Raw genomic sequence first — 19,630 nt, forward strand, 5'->3', positions numbered from 1 at the left:
CTTAAATATATCTTTTAAAGATAACACATGCATTAACATCACCAAAACCAAAACTTGCTTTTGCCGCAATATTCAATTCGGTATGTAATACTTCTTTTACAATTTTTTCTTCGGAAATCATTTCGGAAATTTCATCATGTAAGTCCTCACAATTAATATTAGGAAATATAAATTGTTCTTTCAATTGAAGCACAGTGGCTACGCTTTCAATACTTCCTGATGCTGCTAAACAATGTCCTACCATCGATTTTAAGGAATTAATATATGGGAAATTTTCACCTTTTCTGTTTAAGGCTTTGGTCCAGTTTTCTATTTCAAGACTGTCTTTTGATGTTGCAGTTAAGTGACCATTAATTGCATCAATATCATTTGTAGAAATATTAGAATTTGAAACGGCTTGAATAATGCAACGTTGCACAGCGTCTGAATTTGGAGCTGTCATTGTTCCACCTTCTCGTTGTCCTCCAGAATTAATATGTCCTCCTAAAACCTCGGCATAAATCGCCGCATTTCGGTTTAGAGCACTCTCTAAAGATTCTAATACTAAAGCACCTGATCCTGAACCTGGTACAAATCCTGATGCTGTTGCACTCATAGGTCTTGAGCCTTGTTCTGGTGAATTATTGTGCTTATACGTCATCACTCGCATAGCATCAAATCCTCCCCAAATATATGGACCATCATCACTACAACTACCAACCAGCATGCGTTTGGCTTGACCGCTTTTAATACGTTCGTAACCCATTAAAATAGCTTCAGTTCCTGTGGTACAGGCTGAAGAATTCGTCGTTACTTGATTGCCTAAGCCTAGAATTCCACCTAAAAATGCGCTTATTCCGCTGGCCATAGTTTGCACAACAACTGTACTTCCTAAGCGTTTGACGTCACCTTCATCCAATTTATAAATAGCTTCTCTAAATTTTTCAACACCAGAAGTTCCACTTCCAAAAACTGTTCCGCTGTCAAAATCCAGTTCGCTATTTGGGTCAACCGTAAATCCTGCATCTTTCCAAGCGTCAATTCCTGCCATACAACCATATAAAATTCCGGAGCTATTAAAACCTCTAAGCTGTAAAGGTGTTAAATAGTTTAGTTTTTGTTCTTCTGAAATTTTTGGGATTCCACCAATACAACACGAAAATTTTAAATCTGCTAATTGTTGATGAAACGTAATTCCTGAATCTCCTTTTTTTATAGCTTCTGAAAACGCATCGATTCCAACTCCGTTTGGTGCAACAACTCCTAATCCCGTAATGACTACTCTGTTTTTCATGCTTTGATCATTCCTGAAATTTGTCCTCTACATACCAATTCATTCTTCTCATTAAACATCTTAACCTTACATTTTAGCTTATTAAAACGAAACACCTCTTTCTCTGAAACCACAGTAACCTTTTCTTTTGGTAATACTGGCAAAAAGAAATCTATCTGACTAGATGTTAAAGCAATCTGTGGATGACTACTTTCAGAAATTTCATCTTTCATGATAATTATTCCCAAACAAACTAAACCAATTTGTGCCATACATTCTGTAAGAATAACACCTGGTGTCATTGGATGATTTTTAAAATGACCTTCATAAAAAAAGGCGTCTTTTTTAAAAGTATAGTTACCTGTTATACGTTCTGAAGATATTTCAGTCAACTCATCAACAAACAAAAAAGGCTCCTGATACGGTAATAATGCTATGATTTGGTTTGATGTCATATATTAACTTATGTGTTCGCCTCCATCAACAGGAATGACGCAACCATTAATCCAAGAGGCTTCGTCTTTTGATAATAAATAAACGGCATTTGCAACATCTTCAGGTTGTGTTAATTTTTTAAATGGGTTCCGTTTCAAGCTATGTTCTTTTATTTGATCACTTCCTGGAATCATGCGAAGAGAAGCTGTATCTGTTACTCCTGCTTGTATACAATTGGCTCTAATTCCAAATGGTGCAAACTCCAAGGCTATATTTCTTGTTATCGCTTCTAAGGTTACTTTAGCCGCAGAAACAGCCGCATAATTCTTCCAAGCTTTTGTGTTCCCTTCACTAGTAAAACTTATGATTCTTGCATCTTTCGCGAATAGCTGAGCTTCAAATATGGCTTGGGTCCAATCATACAAACTAATAGCCATAGCGTTGATGGTTAAGTTGAAATCATCATTTTTTAAAGTTGGTGAGTCATCAGAAATCATAGGTTTAAGATTGCCTTTTGCAACACTATGCACTAAAGTTCTCATTTTTCCTTTTGAACCAAGCAACGTTTTCAATTCAGATACAATGAGTTCTCGCTTTTCAGATTTAAAGGCGTCTACATTAAACGATTTGAATTGTATGTTTTCGGCTCTAATTTTATCAAATTCAGAATTTATCTCATCGTCTTGAGATCTAGAATTTCTATGGATAATACAGATATTCATGCCGTGTTTTGCAAGTTTTTTTGCCGTTGCTAAACCCAATCCGCTTGAGCCACCCAATATGAGTGCCCAATAATTTTTATCTTGAAATTCTCTCATTTTTACTATTTAAATGAAGATGCTTCGACTGCGCTCTGCATGACATGTTAATGTTACTTATTACCATTCTAATAATATGCGTTGTGCCGAAAAGCCTGGTCCAAAACTTAGCATTAGACCTTTATCACCTTTCGGAAGTTGTTTATCCATAAAGCGTTCTAAAACATACAATACTGTTGCACTACTCATGTTGCCATATAATTTTAGAACCTCTTTTGTATCCTCTATATTCTTTCCTAAAGAGCCGAATAAATCTTCAACGGTTTGCACGATTTTCTTTCCGCCTGGATGAAAAATAAGATGATCTATTGCTTCAATGGTGATATGATTTCGTTCCAAAAACGGATGAACAATCTTTGGAAAGTGTTCTGAAATCGTCTCAGGAACAGCTTTGTCCAGAATCATTTGCAACCCTGTATTTACCAGTTTAAATCCCATCATGGTTTCAGCATCATAAAAATGATACATGGCTTCATCAAGTATTTTCGGACCTTCTTCATTTTCATAAGATGATAAAATAACGCTAGCTGCGCCATCTCCAAAAATCGCTGCACTTACAATATTGACCATTGAAAAATCATCCAGTTGAAAGGTTGCCGTTGGTGATTCTACTGCTATAACTGCAGCACGTTTATTAGGATTTGCTTTTAAAAAATTCTTTGCATAGATAATCCCTGAAACGCCAGCGGCACAACCCATTTCGGTCACAGGAAGACGAACAATATCCTGCTTCATCTTCAGATTGTTAATCAAGTACGCATCCATTGACGGAATCATAATTCCGGTGCAACTCACAGTAATAATATAATCAATATCAGTTGGTTTTAAGCTGGCTTTATCTAGAGCTTTAACCAGTGATTGTTCAGCTAATTTCACAACTTCCCGAGCGTAGATATCGTTTTTTTCTTCAAACGAGGTCTTGTTAAAAACTTCTTCAGCATCCATAATCGAATAACGTTTATCGACTCCTGCGTTTTCAAAAAGCTTAATCACTTTACGTTGAAACCGTTCTTCTTGACCAGACATCCATATTTTCAAATAGGGAATGATATCCTTGGTTTCTCTAGTATATTTAGGCAACTGCTTAGCTACTGATGTGATTTTTACACTCATATTTTTTTCTGCTTCAAAATCCATTGAAAACGAAAAGCCCACTTCCATTGAATTTGATAATTTGTGTTTAATTGTTGAGAAATATTCTCTAATTCTTCTCGTTTAAATCCTCGTAATACTGATGTTAATCCGTCTTCAATAATTGTTTTGTTTGTAATCGTTACACAAAGCAACTTAAACAAATAGTATGCGATTTTATGTCTGTGTAAATCATTGACTACAATTCCCAATCTGGCCTTTTCTAATACAAGTTTTAAAAACGATATCAACGCTTCATTTTTAAAATGATGCAAGAACAAGGTAGATAACACTAAATCGTAGTGTAACGACTTAAATTCCTCTGAAAACACATCAATGGCTTTAAATTTTATGTTGTCATACGACTCAGATAAACTCTGAGCATATTCGATTGTATGCTGATTGGCATCGATTCCAACTAAATGAAATTGATATCCATTATTCTTCCCAAAACGAGATACTTCTCTTAATATATCTCCTCCTCCACAGCCTAAATCGATGATGGTTAAGGGTTCACTTTTGGGATGATTTTTAAGCGTTTTTTTGAGTCCGTTAATCGTGACTTTATTTCCGCCTAACCACTGATTTATTTTTGCAAGCTTGTCAAGCGCATCATGAAGTATTGGACCATTATAATCCAGATCGTCCATAATTTCCTCTGCTTCACTTCTATATGTCGTACTAATCAACCAACTCATTCTATTGACATTACTTTACCATGGGTTCGTCTTATGATGAATGGTAAAACCGACGGAAACCATTTTAAACCTCGCATCAACACTTCTGATAATCTGGGTTGATTAAACAAATTTGCAACAATATGCCCTGTTTTTAAACGTGATTTAAAGGCAGAATTCCATTCTCTAAGATACTGCTTTTCTAAGGCTTCTCTATCGGAAGTTTCCGAATTAAAATATTTAATAATTAATCTTGATGCTATTTGAGCACTACAAATGGCCATACTCATACCGTTACCACAAAGTGGATGAATTAGAGCAGCTGTATCACCACACATGATGATGTGGTTTTCTACTGGTTTTTTTGCATCAAATGAAATTTGACTTATCGTTAATGGCTCTTCAAATACCGGAACTGTGTTACTTAAAATGTCTTTGAGAAAGTTATTTTTATATACCACATTTTTCTGAAAGTCTTGAATGTCCTTAAACTTTTTAAACACATTAAAATTGGTGATATAACACAAATTAATGTTGTCATTTTCTACTTTAGACACACCACAATAACCACCTTCAAAATTATGAAGTGCTACGACATCATCTGCAAAATCTCCTTTTACATGCATTTTTACTGCTAGATAAGGCGATTTTCGCTTTATAAACTGACGATTGAGTTTGATGTCTAGGTTAGAACGCTTTCCATAGGCTCCAATCACTATTTTAGCTTTGAACTTGTTCGATTTTTTAGTTTCTACTAAAAATTCATCATTTGAAAATTGAATGTCTTCCACTGAATCCTCAAGAATTTCTGAACCGACTTCGAGTGCTTTCTTAGCTAATGCATGATCTAAACAAAATCGGCTAATTCCGAAACCACCTAAAGGTAATGTTGTATATAACAGCTTGCTTTGGGTTGTTGATAATTGAAATCTTTCAATTTTTTTGGCTCCCAATGAAAAGACATCAATATCAAGAAATTTGAGGTATGGTAAAACTTCATTAGAGATGTATTCACCACAAACTTTATGTTTTGGGTAGCTATTTTTTTCAATCACGAGTACGCTCAAGTTTGACTTTGACAGATGAATGGCACTGGATAGACCTGCTAATCCTCCTCCAATTATGAGCACGTCAAACTTAAGTTCTTCCTTCAATTCACACGGTTTTTAAATTATATTCCACTCTAATTTTTACAGTATTAGATAGTATTAAACTGCTGCCACCAACATCAAAATCTTTTCTATTAATTTCAAAATAACTATAAAATTCTTCTGTCCCTTTAGTCTTGACAATTCTAACTGGAATTTTCAAGGTTCTGGTAATGTTTTTAATCGTAAGCTCAACTTCTACTGAGTAAAGATTATCTGCAATTTTTTTAAATGTCTTCGTTTGCAGCGATAGCATTGGGTGGTTTTCAGCATCAAAAAAATCTTCTTTTAGCAAATGCTCATCGCGTTTTTTATGGTCTGTATTTATAGTACTAACTTCAACATGACCTTTAAGTTTCCATTGCGAAATAGTTTCACTTGAAAAATCTGTTTCGATATAGGATTTTGAAAACCTACCATCAACATTAAATCCGATATTTTTAATTTTAAAGGTAATATCTGCGTCAGTAATAACATTTTGAGAGTACGCAAGCAAAGCCATTAAAAGACCCACAATGAGGAGTAAAGTCGTTTTCTTTTTCATTTACTAAAGATAACGTGAAATCCTTTTAGATTAAATCTAGATAATGGTAATAATTTCAAAACATTTAGATCTAAACTCTATTTGATCTCCTACTTGTTTCCCTAAAAGCAATTTGGCAATAGGCGTATTTGCAGAAATCGCATAAAACGACTGGTCTGATGAATTAATTTCTCCTGCGCTTATAGCTATAAAATAATTAGCCTGAGTTGTATATACCACACTTCCGAGTCCGATGTTTGAAGTAGTTTTTGATACATCAATTTTAGAGAGTAACTGATTTAATTTCTGAATTTCTGCCAGTTGCTGACCCGCTTTTTCGCGTTCTAACTGAAGCATGGCACGTCCAGTTTCATGTTTATCGCCTGCCGAACTTTTGGTTTCTGAGGTTAATGACATTTGGATTTCATCAATCGTGTTTTGAATGGCCTTTAAACGAGCATCAACAAAAGCCTGACATTTTAGATACAATTCTGTTTTTAAATTATTGGTTGTTGTCATCTCGCTTAGGATAGTTTAATGGTCCGAAATAATTCATTTGTCTAACAATCCAAGTCTTTCTCCCTTCAATATATGATGTTGCCGGATGTGCTTTATATCGTAATGGACTAGGCAAGACAGATGCAATTGCTGCAGCCTCATATTTTGTTAATTTTGACGCTGATTTATGAAACCAATAGTGCGATGCAGCTTCAGCACCATAAATTCCTGGTCCCATTTCTATACTATTCAAATAGACTTCCATGATGCGCTCCTTACTCCAGATTAGTTCTATTAAAAACGTGAAATAGGTTTCCAGACCTTTTCTTAACCAACTTCGTTTTGGCCAAAGAAATACGTTTTTTGCTGTTTGTTGAGAAATGGTACTGGCACCTTTTAATTTTTTGCCTTTTTTATTGTTTTCATACGCTTTTTCAATGGCTTTGATATCGAAACCATGGTGCTTTAAAAAGTTTTGATCCTCACTACAAATGACTGCCAGCTGTAAGTGCGTAGAAATCTCTTCAATCGGAATCCAGTCGTGTTTCCATCCTTTCTTATTGGCATCTGTTTGTTCAATATTACGAATCACCATCAAAGGTGTTATTGGTACGGGAACCCATTTAAAAATAAAAACGACGACTACTGATAGCACAATAAGCCAAAACAGCGTTTTGAAAATGAATTTTAAAAAACGTTTAATGAATTTCATTTATACTAAATCTGCTAATTCTTTTCCAACTAAACTCCCAATAGCAATTCCCATGCCACCTAGACGCACACCACAATACACATGATTACTCAATTGGGTAACGATTGGTTTTTTTTGTTTACCAACGCCCATAATTCCGCTCCATCGATGATCAATTTCAAAAGGTGTCTTTGGTAAAATGGTCGTTTTTAAGAGCGCTTCTAGTTTATTTTGAATGCGTTCAGTAAGGCTTAACTCGGTTGTTTCTTCAGCTTTAAAATCGAGATTTCGTCCACCACCAAATAGAATTCTGTCATCTATATTTCGGAAATAATAATAGCCTTGATCTAAATGAAAAGTTCCTTTGATATGAAGATTTTTAATTGGTTTTGTGATTAACACTTGAGCTCTGGCTGGTTTAACTTCTGAAATGTTTAATGCTGAAGCAAAGCCATTGGTTGCGATTAATAATTTAGAGGTTGCAAATTCAAACTGATGGGTTTTAACTTTAACTGAAGTTGAATCTTCTGAAACGTCTTCTACCGTTATATTGTTTAATATTTTAATTCCAGAATTTGAAACCAACTGTAATAGAGACATCATCATTCTTCCGGTGTCAATCTGACCTTCAAACTGGTTCACACTTAAAGTGTCTTGGCAGTTTTCAAAACCAAAACTGTTAGATTTAAAACGAAATACGTCCTGATGAAATAAGGGCTTTAAAAATGAATTTATATAATCGTTTTGGGCTTTACATTCTTCCAGTAAATCATCAGATGTTGAAAACAGTTCATAACCTCCAAATTGCTGATAATTGATATTGCTATCTCCTAAAGTGTTACGTAACAACTGTAAACCATTGACGCGTTTTTGCACCAATTGAAAGACCTCTTCTTCGGAATGAGATTTAAGGTCATCAATAATTTCACTTAAACTACCAAAGCATGCAAAGCCTGCATTTTTTGTACTTGCACCTTGAGGCAAGGTTCCTTTTTCAAGAATTAAAATGTTAGCTTTAGGAAAGCGTTGTTTTAATCGTAAAGCACAATTTAAACCCACAATGCCGCTACCAACGATAGTATAATCGACGTTGGTTAGCCATGATTTTATTTCCCAATAGGATAAGTTCAATGTTGTTGAGTTGTTGAGTTGTTGAGTTGTTGAGTTGTTGAGTTGTTGAGTTGTTGAGTTGTTGAGTAAAAATAGTGATTTTTGGTTTGCGTAGCTCTAAATTTGAAACTACATTTCGGTTAGAACTTCTGTTAAGGATAGAAGCGATATCCTTTTTTATTGTTATAGATAATTCGACTGCGCTTAATATGACAATAAAAAAGATTTAGCGGATAGCCTGACCCTTTGGAGTTTTTACGGAAAAGGGTAACAGCCAAAACATTAACCTTCGTTGAGTGTTTGATTTATGAGATCCCGAAATGTATTCGGGATTAGTGCAAACTTCTGTTTTTAATGTGTTGTTCCTCAACTTTTAAAATGAAGGTTTTACTAAAAAAAACTCCGAAACGTTAATTCCGGAGTTTGATGTATTAGTCTTCGTTTTCTGGTTTGATTTTAAAATCTTCCATAAACTTCGTGGTATAATTCCCAGCCAGATAATCTGGATGTTCCATCAATTGTCTGTGAAAAGGAATGGTTGTTTTAATCCCTTCAATCACGAATTCGTCTAAAGCACGTTTCATTTTGTTGATTGCCTCCTCACGTGTTTGCGCAGTGGTAATCAGCTTTGCAATCATAGAATCGTAGTTTGGCGGAATCACATAACCAGCGTAAACATGCGTGTCTAAACGTACACCATGACCACCTGGAGCATGTAATGTTGTGATGCGCCCTGGCGAAGGTCTAAAGTCGTTAAACGGATCTTCTGCATTGATACGACACTCAATTGAATGTAAGTTAGGCGTGTAGTTTTTACCAGAAATTGGCACACCTGCAGCAACTAAAATTTGTTCACGTATTAAATCAAAATCAATGACCTGCTCAGTGATTGGGTGCTCCACCTGAATACGCGTATTCATTTCCATGAAGTAGAAGTTACGGTGTTTATCTACTAAAAATTCAACCGTTCCCGCACCTTCATATTTAATGTATTCTGCGGCTTTTACGGCTGCATCACCCATTTTTTTACGTAAGGCTGTGGTCATGAAAGGTGAAGGCACTTCTTCGGTTAATTTTTGGTGACGGCGTTGTATTGAACAGTCACGTTCAGACAGATGACAAGCTCTTCCAGTAGAATCTCCAACGATCTGGATTTCAATATGACGTGGTTCTTCGATGAGTTTTTCCATGTACATATCGTCGTTACCGAATGCCGCTTTAGATTCTGTACGAGCAGACTCCCAAGCCGCTTGTAAATCTTCTGGTTTCCATACGGCACGCATACCTTTTCCACCACCACCAGCAGATGCTTTCAGCATGACTGGATAACCGGTTTCTTTGGCCAATTTTTTACACTCTTCAAAATCTTCAATGATACCTTCACTACCTGGAACACAAGGCACTCCGGCTGCCAGCATTGTGGCTTTAGCATTTGCCTTATCTCCCATTCTGTCGATCATCTCTGGAGATGCGCCTATAAATTTGATATCGTGTTCTTCACAGATTTTTGAAAACTTAGCGTTTTCTGATAGGAATCCGTAACCTGGATGAATGGCATCTGCATTTGTAATTTCTGCAGCTGCGATGATATTTGGTATTTTTAGATATGATTCACTACTTGAAGGTGGTCCGATACAAACGGCTTCGTCTGCAAATTTCACATGTAAACTTTCGGCATCAGCTGTAGAATAAACTGCAACTGTTTTAATGCCCATTTCTTTACAGGTCCTGATAACACGTAATGCTATCTCACCTCTGTTGGCTACTAATATTTTTTTGAACATAACTTGTATTTTAAAAATTCAATTTCCAAGCACCAAATTCCAAGAATTGGTTTTGGGATTTGCAGATTGGAATTTTCAATTGTTATGATGGATCAACTAAGAATAGTGGTTGATCAAATTCTACTGGAGATGAATCGTCAACTAAAACCTTGACTATTTTTCCAGACACTTCAGATTCTATTTCATTAAATAGTTTCATGGCTTCAATAACACAAAGTACGTCACCTTCTCCAATAGTAGATCCAACCTCAACAAACATAGGTTTATCTGGCGATGGCTTACGGTAGAACGTACCGATTATTGGTGATTTAATCGTAATATATTTTGAATCTTCTGCTATAGCAGGAGCCGAAGGTGTTGCTTCAGCGGCTGGAGCTGCAGGTGTCGCTGGCATAGCTTGAGCTACTGGCTGATTCATTGGAATTTGCTGAACATAGGTAGTTGATTCCCCTTTGTCATCAGCACCAGTTTTTATGGTGATTTTAATATCATCCATTTCTAGTTTAACCTCACTTGCACCTGACTTGGCTACAAATTTGATTAAGTTCTGAATTTCCTTAATATCCATAATTATTTAGTCTTTTAATTAGTTAGTTTAAACGTTAGGAATTATAAGCCCATTTCAAATAAATGGAGCCCCAAGTAAATCCGCCTCCAAACGCTGCGAATATAATTTTATCACCTTTTTTTAATTGTGATTCGTAATCGTGTAATAGTAATGGTAATGTGGCTGAGGTCGTGTTTCCATACTTATGTATGTTCATCATGACCTTAGCTGGATCTAAAGCTATTCTGTTGGCAGTTGCTTCTATAATACGCTTGTTAGCCTGGTGAGCAGCTAACCATGAAATATCTTCGTTTGTTAAATTATTTCGTTCTAAAATACGCTCTGTGACGTCAGCCATATTAAAAACGGCATTTTTAAATACTGTTTTTCCTTCTTGAAACACATAGTGTTTTCCTTCATTAAATGTATCTGCAGTAATTGGATATGAGGATCCACCATAGGTGGCTTGCAAAAATTCTCGCCCTTCACCATTACTTCTCAATAATTCGTCTTGTAAACCTAAGCCTTCATGATTGGGTTCAAACAAAACAGCTCCTGCACCATCTCCAAAAATGATACATGTAGCTCTGTCTTTATAGTTTATAAATGACGAATTTTTATCTGCTCCAATAAGCAATACATTTTTATATTTACCAGATTCAATATAACTTGAAGCGACAGACATTCCGAAGAGAAAGCTCGAACAAGCAGCTTCTAAATCGAATGAAAACGCATTTGTTGCACCTATGTTAGTTGCTGTAAAAGCTGCGGTTGATGCAGCTTTCATATCTGGAGTTGCGGTTGCAACAATGACTAATTCTATATCTTTGGGGTCAATTCCTTTTTTATTAATAAGGTCTTTAGCGGCATTTATAGCAAGGAAAGATGTGCCTTTCCCTTCTTCCTTTAAAATTCTGCGTTCCTTAATTCCTGTACGGGTGGTAATCCATTCATCATTTGTATCGACCATAGTTTCCAAAATTTGGTTGGTCAATCTATATTCAGGTAAATAAGCTCCTACACCAGTAATTGCAGCTGTTATTTTACTCATATTGTGATATTAAAAACAGTCCTAAAAAGACAAAAATCGTCAAAAAACGGTAAAATTTTAATGAATTTACTAAATTTTGAACGAATATGACGCAAATTAAGTCGTTTTTAAGACTTATAGAAATTAAACATAAAAAAAACGCTCATTACTGAGCGTTTTATTATATGCATGCATAATACTTATGCTAAATTTTCTTCTTTTTCTGAATTGTCAATTAACACTTGACCTCTGTAATATAATTTACCTTCATGCCAGTGAGCTCTGTGGTAAAGGTGTGCTTCTCCTGTTGTAGGACAAGTAGCAATTGTAGGAACAGATGCTTTATAATGTGTTCTTCTTTTGTCTCTTCTTGTTCTAGATATTTTTCTTTTAGGATGTGCCATTTTATATGTTATTTATCCGTTAATAGTTTTTTTAATGTATTCCAACGAGGATCTATACCCTCTGATGTTTCTTCTTTCTCTTCTAAGCCTTTTGGGCTTAACTCTTCTAATTTTTTAAGTATGTCTGAATCTAACGTTCCGTCTTCAACTCCAGGATGTATTCGCTTTGCAGGCATCGACAATATGATTAATTCATATATATATTGCGCCACATTAATTTCGTACTCACCATGAGGTAGAATAACAATGTCTTCAAAATCGTCATTGTATTCATCTCCAAACTTTACAACTAAGTCAAACGTTCCGTTTATGTCCTGATTGTAAGGTTCATTTGTGATGTCGCAATTGACATTTACACTACCTGAAACTTGAAAATGTAATTCTAATAGCGTTGTTTTCTTTTCAAAAACCAACTCTGTTTTTACATCTACATCATTAAAATCATCATACTCAAAATGTTCAAAGAACTTTTTATCAATCTGATAATCAAAATGGTGCTTTCCTATTTTGAGACCAACATAAGGTATGGTATAGTCTTTTAAGGGCTTCATCATCGCATTCATTTTGAGCCTGCAAATATATACATTTTTTATTAACTTATAACACCTTATAAACAAAAATTGTTTATATCTTTTTAGGTCTCGGTTTTAAAGGATTTTTAGAGATGGTTTCGTATTCATTTCGATTCTTGAAAATTTGAATGGCAGTAAAAACCGCTTCTTTAAATGAACTATTGTCCGCTTCGCCTTTGCCAGCGATTTCAAAAGCAGTCCCATGATCTGGAGATGTTCTAACCCTATTAAGGCCTGCCGTGTAATTAACACCGCTTCCAAAGGCTATAGTTTTAAAAGGAATTAGGCCTTGATCGTGGTAGGCGGCAATTACAGCGTCAAAGTTCTTATAATTACCAGAACCAAAAAAGCTATCAGCCGAATATGGTCCATACACCAGTTTTTTGTTGTCTCTTATTTTTTCTAAGGTAGGCTTTAATATGTTTTCATCTTCATTACCAATCACACCATTATCTCCAGCATGCGGATTAATTCCGAGGACTGCAATTTTAGGTTTACTGATTCTAAAGTCTTTAACCAATGAATTATAGACCGTATCTATTTTTTCTTTTATGAGTTCGGACGTGATATGTACTGGAACATCTTTAACCGGAACATGATCTGTAAGCAAACCTACTTTCAGGTTTTCAGTCACCATAAACATGAGACTTTTTCCTCCCAGTTTTTCTGCTAAATAATTAGTATGACCTGGAAACTTAAAACTTTCAGATTGTATATTATGTTTATGAATTGGCGCAGTTACCAATACATCTATGGCTTCGTTTTTTAATGCTTCCGTTGCTTTCTCTAAAGATTTAACGGAATACTCACCAATGACTGTGTTTTCTTCTCCAAAATTGATAGTTACATTTTCTTTCCAAACGTTGAGTACATTAACCTTGCCTTCAACGATTTGATCGGTATGGTTAATTCCGTGGAAATTAATAGCGCTATTAAAATGCTTTTTGAAAAAAGACATTGTTTTTATTGAAGCAAAAATAACTGGTGTACAAAATTCCAGCATTCTAGCATCTTCAAACGTTTTTATAATAATTTCTGAACCAATCCCATTAAGATCTCCAATTGAAATTCCTAATTTTATTTTACTATCTTTCTTCATGTCATGACTCTTATTTGTTAGCAAATTCAATCGCTTTATTTACTAAAAATTATAAGCTGTATTAATTAAATCCTATCTTTTGTCCGTATTTTTGTGATTACAAATTTAACCATTTAATTGACATTATGTTTACAGGTATTATTGAAGATTTAGGCACCGTGATTAAATTAGAAAGAGAACAAGAAAACCTTCATCTGACCTTTCAATCTAAAATCACAAAGGAATTAAAAATTGACCAAAGTGTGGCTCACAATGGTATTTGTTTAACTGTAGTTCATATTGAAGATGATACATATACAGTTACAGCAATAAAAGAAACATTAGATAAGACAAATCTTGGTAGTATAAAAACTGGGAATCAGGTCAATATTGAACGTGCTATGAAACTTGGAGACAGGCTTGACGGTCACATTGTGCAAGGCCATGTTGATCAGACTGCGATTTGCCAATCTGTAAATGAATCTGATGGAAGTTGGTTATTTACATTTGAATACGATAGTGCTCTGAACAATATCACCATTGAAAAAGGATCAATTACTGTGAATGGGGTTAGTTTAACTGTCGTGAATTCTGAAAGAAATACCTTTAGCGTCGCTATAATTCCTTATACGTATGAACATACTAATTTTAATACATTTACCGAAGGAACTGTTGTCAACTTAGAATTTGATGTGGTTGGGAAATATATAAAAAAATTATACGATTTGAATAAAATCGCTACTTAGCGTTTAGAGAATTTAAACCTTTTAATCACACCATATATAAGGGCAATTACTAATAAAATAGGTAAAAAATCATCTATTGGTAAACCTGGTGGTGGTGGTGGTACAGGAGGTGGAGGCGAACCATCAGGTTGCGCATTACATACAAAACTTATTAATACAAATAAGATTGAGGCTAGATATTTCCTGTTTTGTATTTTCATTAGGCGGTAAAAGTATAAAAAAAACTGTGTCAACAAAATAAAATATGAAAACTACGCATTAAAAGACGAAAATTATCGATGAAATGTAATCTTTTATCTTAAAAACGTTAAAATTTTACTAATGTCAAATATATGCTTTTTTGACATAATTAAAAGTAATTCAGCATTATTTTAGTTTTAACACCTTGTTATAATGTCGTTTACTTTTGCTATATATACGATATTGTTTACACTTTGGTTTTATTTATATAATTTAAAAATTCGAATTTTATTATAATAGTATATGCATTTTATCTATGCATTTGATCTAAAACATCAATAACTTCCGCTTTTTTTCGTACCGAAACCGGAACATTATTTCCATTTTTGAGCAGTAAATAACCTCCATCAGTCTTTATAAAGGCACTAATAAATTGTAGATTCACTAAGTGGCTTTGGTGAACCCTTAAAAACCCATAAGGTTTTAAGAGATCTGCAAAATACTTTAAGGTTTTAGTGACAAATATCTTCTTATCATCTTGGAGAAAAAACATGGTATTGTTACTGTCTGACTCACAACGAATAATATCGTCGAGATTAACAATAATAATCTTATCCAAAGTGTGCAAAGAAATTTTATCAGGCTTTTTATCGGGTGAGTTTAAAGTTTGTTTTAGAATCTCAAGCCGCTCTTTATTAGGCTGAATCTGCTGTTTTGCTTTCTCTATAGCTTTTGATAATTCTTCTTGTGCATAGGGCTTTAAAACATAATCTATTGCTGCGAACTTGAAGGCTTTTATAGCAAATTCATCACTAGCTGTTACAAAAATAATTTTTGATTTTAAATCTGGAAAAATCTCCAGAATATCAAACCCAGTACCATCACCTAACATAATGTCTAAAAATAAAATATCTGGTTCTTTGTTACGAAGTACTTTTGCGGCTTCAACAACACTTTTGGCTGTGTCTGTAATTTTAATCTCAGGATGATGCTTTTCGATATCACTTCTTAAAAGCTGCATTGCATCCATTAAATCTTCTACTATGATTGCTGTTAACATATTTAATAATCGGTTTCCAACGGAAGTTTAAATTCTATCATTGTACCTTTAACTATTCCGTTGTCTTGTTTTAGTTCTGTTATTTTTAAAGCCTCTTTTCCTGAAATAGATTCTAGTCGTTCTCTGGTTACTTTAAGTGCCATGGATTGATGATCGGTTTTTGGTTTTTGTTGTTGGGAATTATAAATTCCAATGCCATTATCTAAAATAGTTACTTTTAGTGTGTCTTTTAGAGTTTCAAACTGTACTTTGAGTTGTCCTTTTCTAGAACCTTTAATAATACCATGCCTAATAGCGTTTTCAACGAACGGCTGAATTAACATTGGAGGAATGAGGATTTCTTCAACGTCCATATCTGTTTTCAAAATTATATCATACTCAAAAGGATCTTCAGCCATTAAACGTTCAACCTCAATGTAATGTTTCAATGTTTTAATTTCTTGGTCCAGACTAATTTTATCCTTTCTGGAGTTTACTAAGGTCTCTCTTAAAAGTATTGCAAAACTATTTACGGTATCATTCATTTTATCAGGCTTATTTGGTGCCATAGCCTTAATTCCGTTGAGAACATTGAAAATGAAATGAGGATTCATTTGCAAACGTAACGCTTTCTGTTCAAGGGTTAACAAATGGTTTTCTAACTGAAGCCGCTCTTGTTCTTTTATATTTTTATACTTCAAGCGTTTTATATAATATAATATTAAAACAAGAAGTATTACAATTGCAACAGCTATGAGCAACCATTGAAACCATATTTTTTTATAAAGAGGTCTTTCAATATGAAATAAAAATTGTACCGGATCGCTTTCCAGCCATCTGTAATTTCTGGATTGTACGTTAAACTGATGTGCACCATAGTTAAGTTCAGAAAAATCCTGCGTATTATGGGTTGACCAAGGACTCCAATCGCTGTCATTCAATTTAAAACGATACTCAATTCCGTTTGGATGATCTACATCAATACTTTTATACGAAAAACTTACTTGTCTTTGGTCTGGTTTCAACCTCAACACCTTATTTGAATTGCTCCAGAGGGATAAATTAATGGTATCAACGCTTTTGTAAGCTACTTTTACATCTTCTAAAAAAAGGCCAGGTTGTTTCAAATTAAGATTGATATCTGCTGGCTGATATTCTGTCAAACCATTTATAGCTCCAAACCACAAATGACCATTCGAATCTTTATCGACTGCATTCAAACAGGTTTCAATTCCTAAAAATCCATCATTTTTCCCAAAGAAATAAACATCAATAATTTCGTGATCTTTACTTAGCTCTATCTTATCTACTCCTTGTTCTGAACCAGTCCAAAGATAGCCTTGATTATCAAAAATAAGTTGATACACATTTTCTGAAGATAAGGTTTTAGCGCCTTTTAATTTTTTAAACACACTAAAATTAGAGTCTTCAGACCACCAAACACCATTGCCTGCAGTTCCTAAAAAAACAGTTTCATTTTGAACCACTATTGAATTGATTGCTATATTTTGATCTAAAACCAATCCTAAATGCGTAATTTCATTATCTTTTAAATAGCCTATATGTCCATTTTGAGTTGCGTACCAAAGTCGGTTATAATTGTCTTTTACCAGATCTTTAATGTATAAATCTTCTATACCCTCAAACCCTGAATAGGTTTTGTAAATGTTCAAATTATCTAATTTTGGATTGTAACTAAATTTTACAATTCCGCTGGAATAAGTCGCAGCCCAAAGGGTGTCATTTTCGATATGAATTTTTCTAATCCAATCAAAAGGAAAACTAGTTTCTGAATTGAATACTTTAGTTACAGCATGCTCAACAGGAAATTTTGTTTTCCTGTTATTTAAGGTATCTAAAACCATGGAATCAAGTTGTACTTTACCCTTAAACAGGATGCCTTTGCCGTCTGATCCAGCCCAAATATTTCCGTTTTTATCACTAGTAATCGTTTTTATTTTAACTTGAGAAAAGTTCTCTGGTAAGTCTACATTATGAATTCCCATATCATCAATGCGCATCAAACCAGCTTCAGCGTTTGAAATCCATAATTCGTTTCCTTGATGATGAACGGCATAAATTCGGTTTCCTTTTAAACCTGTATCTGTACTATAATGCTTAAAGTTATTTTGATAGTATTTATACAATCCACCTCCAGAAGTTCCAATCCAGATGTTGCCTTTCTGATCTGACAATACTTCTCTTACATGAGATGTTGAAAGTCCGTTAGAGCCTTTAATTGTAAAAAGTTCATTATAGTTTTCTGTATCAATTACAGTTACACCTTTATTATCGGTTGCAACCCAGAGTTGATTACTGTTTTGAATCGATATACTATTTATTCGAAATGGTTCCCGAATTAAATCGGCATCTTCAAAATTTTGGTCTTCTATTACCAGTATGCCAGTATTGAATGTTGCTGCAAAAAGTTTAGAGCCTAAAAGTGCAAGTCCGATATATTCATTAAAATCAAGTTGCTCAATCGTTTTGGCTTCTGAATGAAGCGCACTCAATTTCCAGAGTCCGTTACTCGTTGCAAGCCAGTAATAATTGCCATCAAAAACCAAATCATTGATTGGACTATTATTGATATTAGAGTGCAATTCTATTTTCTCTACGGAACGATTCTTCAACAGTTTATAAAGTCCGTTATCAGTAAGCACGTAAACCGTTTGACCAAATTTAAGTATGTCGTTTACCTGTGGACAATCAATATTATGAAAGATCTCTTTAACCTTAATAGATAGACCTTTCTTGGTTCCTAGGTATAGCGTATCTCCGGATGCTTTAATGGTTTGAATATAATTAGATGCTAAGCCGTTATTTGTATTAAATACCATAAAATTATTACCATCAAAACGCGCTAGTCCACCTCCTTGAGTACCAACCCATAAATAGCCTTTGCCATCTAATGTAATGGCATAAACCTGAGATTGTGGTAAACCGTCTTCTAAGGTATAAGCTCTAAGCTGTTTATTCTGAGATTGTATAGAGGCTACAATCAACAAACAGATTAAAGAAAGGTAATATGATAAATTAGGTTTCAATATGCTATAACTATCTAAGTGCAACTTACAATTTTGAACGCAGTTTTGAGTATTGAAGTATATACATTTTTCAGATTAAAAAAAGCGCTACGCTCTTTAAAGAAACGCAGCGCCCAAAACATCAACTACAATAGTGCTTTAATTTTATTCTCCTTCGCATGAAACATAAGACAGACCAGTATATATTGGTTTTGTATTTGCAAGTTCTGCTAAGGTGTCTGTTTTTTGGAATTTATTACTCTTAAATATGATGTAAGTGTTCGTTTCCATAGAAGAGTTTGTTTCAACATGACCAAGAGCGATGACATCTACGTTTGAATTAGTCTCTTTCTCACTCATTAATGAGATGTTCTTTTCATTCAAATCTTTCGACTGAAAAACGATTTTATCAATCTGAGCGCCATTTTTTATCGCTCTTACTTGAAATAGTCGATTGCCTTTAAAGTCATATCCTGCTTCGCCAAAAACGAATTTAACTTGAGGATTGGTCGAACTTATCATGGTTTTTTGAGAGATCATTCCTCCCCAAATCCATCCAATTTGTGGTCCCATTTTTACTTTATACCATCTGCTTTTTATTCCATTTATGGTATGAGGCGTACTACTTTTTGCTAATAATCTCACATGGGTTCCTATATTGATTGTTGTTAATTGTTCGCATTGTACTGACGGACAATCACGAAGTGCAACATCATCGGCTAATAAATACTTTGATGCTTTAGTTGCTGAAGTTGTATAGACATCAAATTCGACTTCTTTCGTTTGTGAAAAAACATCTGACGCAATTAATAATACTGCAGCAATTAGTAAGGTTTGAAAAATTCTGTTGATTGTGCTTGTCTTGTTTACCTGAGTCTTCTTTAAAGTTTTCATAATAATTTGTTTTAATGGGTTTATACTTTTTTGATACTTCAAAGATA

21 protein-coding genes are annotated in these 19,630 nt (G+C 34.3%); 1 reads left to right on the plus strand and 20 read right to left on the minus strand.

Going from position 1 to position 19,630, the window contains the following annotated elements; translation table 11 throughout:
* Position 1 precedes the first annotated feature (1 nt).
* The 16 genes from TD18_RS11590 to pdxA all read right to left on the minus strand — a co-directional run bounded on the left by TD18_RS11590 (position 2) and on the right by pdxA (position 13,719).
* Complete coding sequence (locus tag TD18_RS11590; protein ID WP_040252712.1) at positions 2-1,273, minus strand: beta-ketoacyl-[acyl-carrier-protein] synthase family protein; 1,272 nt, start codon at positions 1,271-1,273, stop codon at positions 2-4.
* Positions 1,270-1,707 (minus strand): 3-hydroxyacyl-ACP dehydratase FabZ family protein, encoded by a 438-nt coding sequence (locus TD18_RS11595; protein ID WP_040252713.1) that lies wholly within the window; start codon positions 1,705-1,707, stop codon positions 1,270-1,272. Before TD18_RS11595 ends, TD18_RS11590 begins: the two co-directional genes overlap by 4 nt.
* A 3-nt stretch (positions 1,708-1,710) precedes the next feature.
* Positions 1,711-2,505, minus strand: coding sequence for an SDR family oxidoreductase (locus TD18_RS11600; protein WP_040252715.1), 795 nt, complete (start codon positions 2,503-2,505; stop codon positions 1,711-1,713).
* Between the two features lie 60 nt (positions 2,506-2,565).
* Entirely contained in the window at positions 2,566-3,618 is a 1,053-nt protein-coding gene (locus tag TD18_RS11605) for a type III polyketide synthase (RefSeq protein WP_040253024.1), read from the minus strand.
* Positions 3,615-4,334: a methyltransferase domain-containing protein gene (locus TD18_RS11610; protein WP_040252717.1), complete on the minus strand. Its 720-nt coding sequence runs from the start codon at positions 4,332-4,334 to the stop codon at positions 3,615-3,617. Before TD18_RS11610 ends, TD18_RS11605 begins: the two co-directional genes overlap by 4 nt.
* A complete protein-coding gene (locus tag TD18_RS11615) occupies positions 4,331-5,467 on the minus strand; it encodes an NAD(P)/FAD-dependent oxidoreductase (protein ID WP_040252719.1) in 1,137 nt (378 codons plus the stop codon). Before TD18_RS11615 ends, TD18_RS11610 begins: the two co-directional genes overlap by 4 nt.
* Before the next feature lies 1 nt (position 5,468).
* A complete protein-coding gene (locus TD18_RS11620) occupies positions 5,469-6,005 on the minus strand; it encodes a YceI family protein (protein WP_084205910.1) in 537 nt (178 codons plus the stop codon).
* A 36-nt stretch (positions 6,006-6,041) separates the two neighbouring features.
* Positions 6,042-6,503 (minus strand): GreA/GreB family elongation factor, encoded by a 462-nt coding sequence (locus tag TD18_RS11625; protein WP_040252723.1) that lies wholly within the window; start codon positions 6,501-6,503, stop codon positions 6,042-6,044.
* Positions 6,487-7,194: a monofunctional biosynthetic peptidoglycan transglycosylase gene (gene mtgA / locus TD18_RS11630; RefSeq protein WP_040252725.1), complete on the minus strand. Its 708-nt coding sequence runs from the start codon at positions 7,192-7,194 to the stop codon at positions 6,487-6,489. Before mtgA ends, TD18_RS11625 begins: the two co-directional genes overlap by 17 nt.
* Entirely contained in the window at positions 7,195-8,304 is a 1,110-nt protein-coding gene (locus TD18_RS11635) for an NAD(P)/FAD-dependent oxidoreductase (RefSeq protein ID WP_040252727.1), read from the minus strand. It lies immediately after the preceding gene.
* 410 nt (positions 8,305-8,714) lie between these two features.
* Positions 8,715-10,067, minus strand: a complete 1,353-nt coding sequence (accC, locus tag TD18_RS11640; protein WP_040252729.1) for an acetyl-CoA carboxylase biotin carboxylase subunit — start codon at positions 10,065-10,067, stop codon at positions 8,715-8,717.
* Between the two features lie 82 nt (positions 10,068-10,149).
* Complete coding sequence (gene accB, locus TD18_RS11645) at positions 10,150-10,635, minus strand: acetyl-CoA carboxylase biotin carboxyl carrier protein (protein WP_040252731.1); 486 nt, start codon at positions 10,633-10,635, stop codon at positions 10,150-10,152.
* A 34-nt stretch (positions 10,636-10,669) separates the two neighbouring features.
* On the minus strand, positions 10,670-11,665 hold the full coding sequence (locus TD18_RS11650) for a beta-ketoacyl-ACP synthase III (protein ID WP_040252732.1): 996 nt from the start codon (positions 11,663-11,665) through the stop codon (positions 10,670-10,672).
* Positions 11,666-11,844: 179 nt separating this feature from the next.
* A complete protein-coding gene (gene rpmF / locus TD18_RS11655; RefSeq protein WP_028873082.1) occupies positions 11,845-12,048 on the minus strand; it encodes a 50S ribosomal protein L32 in 204 nt (67 codons plus the stop codon).
* An 8-nt stretch (positions 12,049-12,056) separates the two neighbouring features.
* The gene (locus TD18_RS11660) at positions 12,057-12,599 is read right to left on the minus strand and encodes a YceD family protein (RefSeq protein WP_040253026.1); all 543 of its coding nucleotides are present in this window, start codon (positions 12,597-12,599) and stop codon (positions 12,057-12,059) included.
* Between the two features lie 73 nt (positions 12,600-12,672).
* Positions 12,673-13,719, minus strand: a complete 1,047-nt coding sequence (gene pdxA / locus TD18_RS11665) for a 4-hydroxythreonine-4-phosphate dehydrogenase PdxA (RefSeq protein WP_040252738.1) — start codon at positions 13,717-13,719, stop codon at positions 12,673-12,675.
* A 125-nt stretch (positions 13,720-13,844) separates the two neighbouring features.
* On the opposite strand from pdxA, the gene TD18_RS11670 reads away from it, so the two are divergent.
* Positions 13,845-14,444, plus strand: coding sequence for a riboflavin synthase (locus TD18_RS11670; protein ID WP_040252740.1), 600 nt, complete (start codon positions 13,845-13,847; stop codon positions 14,442-14,444).
* Here the strand turns inward: TD18_RS11670 and TD18_RS11675 are convergent.
* From TD18_RS11675 to TD18_RS11690, 4 genes are all read right to left on the minus strand, one after another.
* Positions 14,441-14,644 carry a hypothetical protein gene (locus TD18_RS11675; RefSeq protein ID WP_040252742.1) on the minus strand — a complete coding sequence of 68 codons (204 nt, stop codon included), beginning with the start codon at positions 14,642-14,644 and terminating at the stop codon, positions 14,441-14,443. The genes TD18_RS11670 and TD18_RS11675 overlap by 4 nt on opposite strands.
* 290 nt (positions 14,645-14,934) lie before the next feature.
* On the minus strand, positions 14,935-15,684 hold the full coding sequence (locus TD18_RS11680; protein ID WP_040252745.1) for a LytR/AlgR family response regulator transcription factor: 750 nt from the start codon (positions 15,682-15,684) through the stop codon (positions 14,935-14,937).
* A 2-nt stretch (positions 15,685-15,686) separates the two neighbouring features.
* Positions 15,687-18,668 carry a sensor histidine kinase gene (locus TD18_RS11685; protein ID WP_152611367.1) on the minus strand — a complete coding sequence of 994 codons (2,982 nt, stop codon included), beginning with the start codon at positions 18,666-18,668 and terminating at the stop codon, positions 15,687-15,689.
* Positions 18,669-18,854: 186 nt separating this feature from the next.
* Entirely contained in the window at positions 18,855-19,583 is a 729-nt protein-coding gene (locus TD18_RS11690) for an SH3 domain-containing protein (protein WP_040252749.1), read from the minus strand.
* Positions 19,584-19,630 lie beyond the last annotated feature (47 nt).

Origin of the sequence: Psychroserpens mesophilus (assembly GCF_000826645.1) — a bacterium.
GTDB lineage: Bacteria > Bacteroidota > Bacteroidia > Flavobacteriales > Flavobacteriaceae > Psychroserpens > Psychroserpens mesophilus.

Bases quoted from the DNA above. Each gene is read 5' to 3' on its own strand.
- TD18_RS11600 (WP_040252715.1), bottom strand. From the start codon at position 2,505: ATGAGAGAATTTCAAGATAAAAATTATTGGGCACTCATATTGGGTGGC.
- TD18_RS11590 (WP_040252712.1), bottom strand. From the start codon at position 1,273: ATGAAAAACAGAGTAGTCATTACGGGATTAGGAGTTGTTGCACCAAAC.
- accB (WP_040252731.1), bottom strand. From the start codon at position 10,635: ATGGATATTAAGGAAATTCAGAACTTAATCAAATTTGTAGCCAAGTCA.
- TD18_RS11660 (WP_040253026.1), bottom strand. From the start codon at position 12,599: ATGAAGCCCTTAAAAGACTATACCATACCTTATGTTGGTCTCAAAATA.
- TD18_RS11690 (WP_040252749.1), bottom strand. From the start codon at position 19,583: ATGAAAACTTTAAAGAAGACTCAGGTAAACAAGACAAGCACAATCAAC.
- TD18_RS11625 (WP_040252723.1), bottom strand. From the start codon at position 6,503: ATGACAACAACCAATAATTTAAAAACAGAATTGTATCTAAAATGTCAG.
- pdxA (WP_040252738.1), bottom strand. From the start codon at position 13,719: ATGAAGAAAGATAGTAAAATAAAATTAGGAATTTCAATTGGAGATCTT.
- rpmF (WP_028873082.1), bottom strand. From the start codon at position 12,048: ATGGCACATCCTAAAAGAAAAATATCTAGAACAAGAAGAGACAAAAGA.
- TD18_RS11595 (WP_040252713.1), bottom strand. From the start codon at position 1,707: ATGACATCAAACCAAATCATAGCATTATTACCGTATCAGGAGCCTTTT.
- mtgA (WP_040252725.1), bottom strand. From the start codon at position 7,194: ATGAAATTCATTAAACGTTTTTTAAAATTCATTTTCAAAACGCTGTTT.
- TD18_RS11620 (WP_084205910.1), bottom strand. From the start codon at position 6,005: ATGAAAAAGAAAACGACTTTACTCCTCATTGTGGGTCTTTTAATGGCT.
- TD18_RS11680 (WP_040252745.1), bottom strand. From the start codon at position 15,684: ATGTTAACAGCAATCATAGTAGAAGATTTAATGGATGCAATGCAGCTT.
- TD18_RS11605 (WP_040253024.1), bottom strand. From the start codon at position 3,618: ATGAGTGTAAAAATCACATCAGTAGCTAAGCAGTTGCCTAAATATACT.
- TD18_RS11675 (WP_040252742.1), bottom strand. From the start codon at position 14,644: ATGAAAATACAAAACAGGAAATATCTAGCCTCAATCTTATTTGTATTA.
- accC (WP_040252729.1), bottom strand. From the start codon at position 10,067: ATGTTCAAAAAAATATTAGTAGCCAACAGAGGTGAGATAGCATTACGT.
- TD18_RS11650 (WP_040252732.1), bottom strand. From the start codon at position 11,665: ATGAGTAAAATAACAGCTGCAATTACTGGTGTAGGAGCTTATTTACCT.
- TD18_RS11670 (WP_040252740.1), top strand. From the start codon at position 13,845: ATGTTTACAGGTATTATTGAAGATTTAGGCACCGTGATTAAATTAGAA.
- TD18_RS11610 (WP_040252717.1), bottom strand. From the start codon at position 4,334: ATGAGTTGGTTGATTAGTACGACATATAGAAGTGAAGCAGAGGAAATT.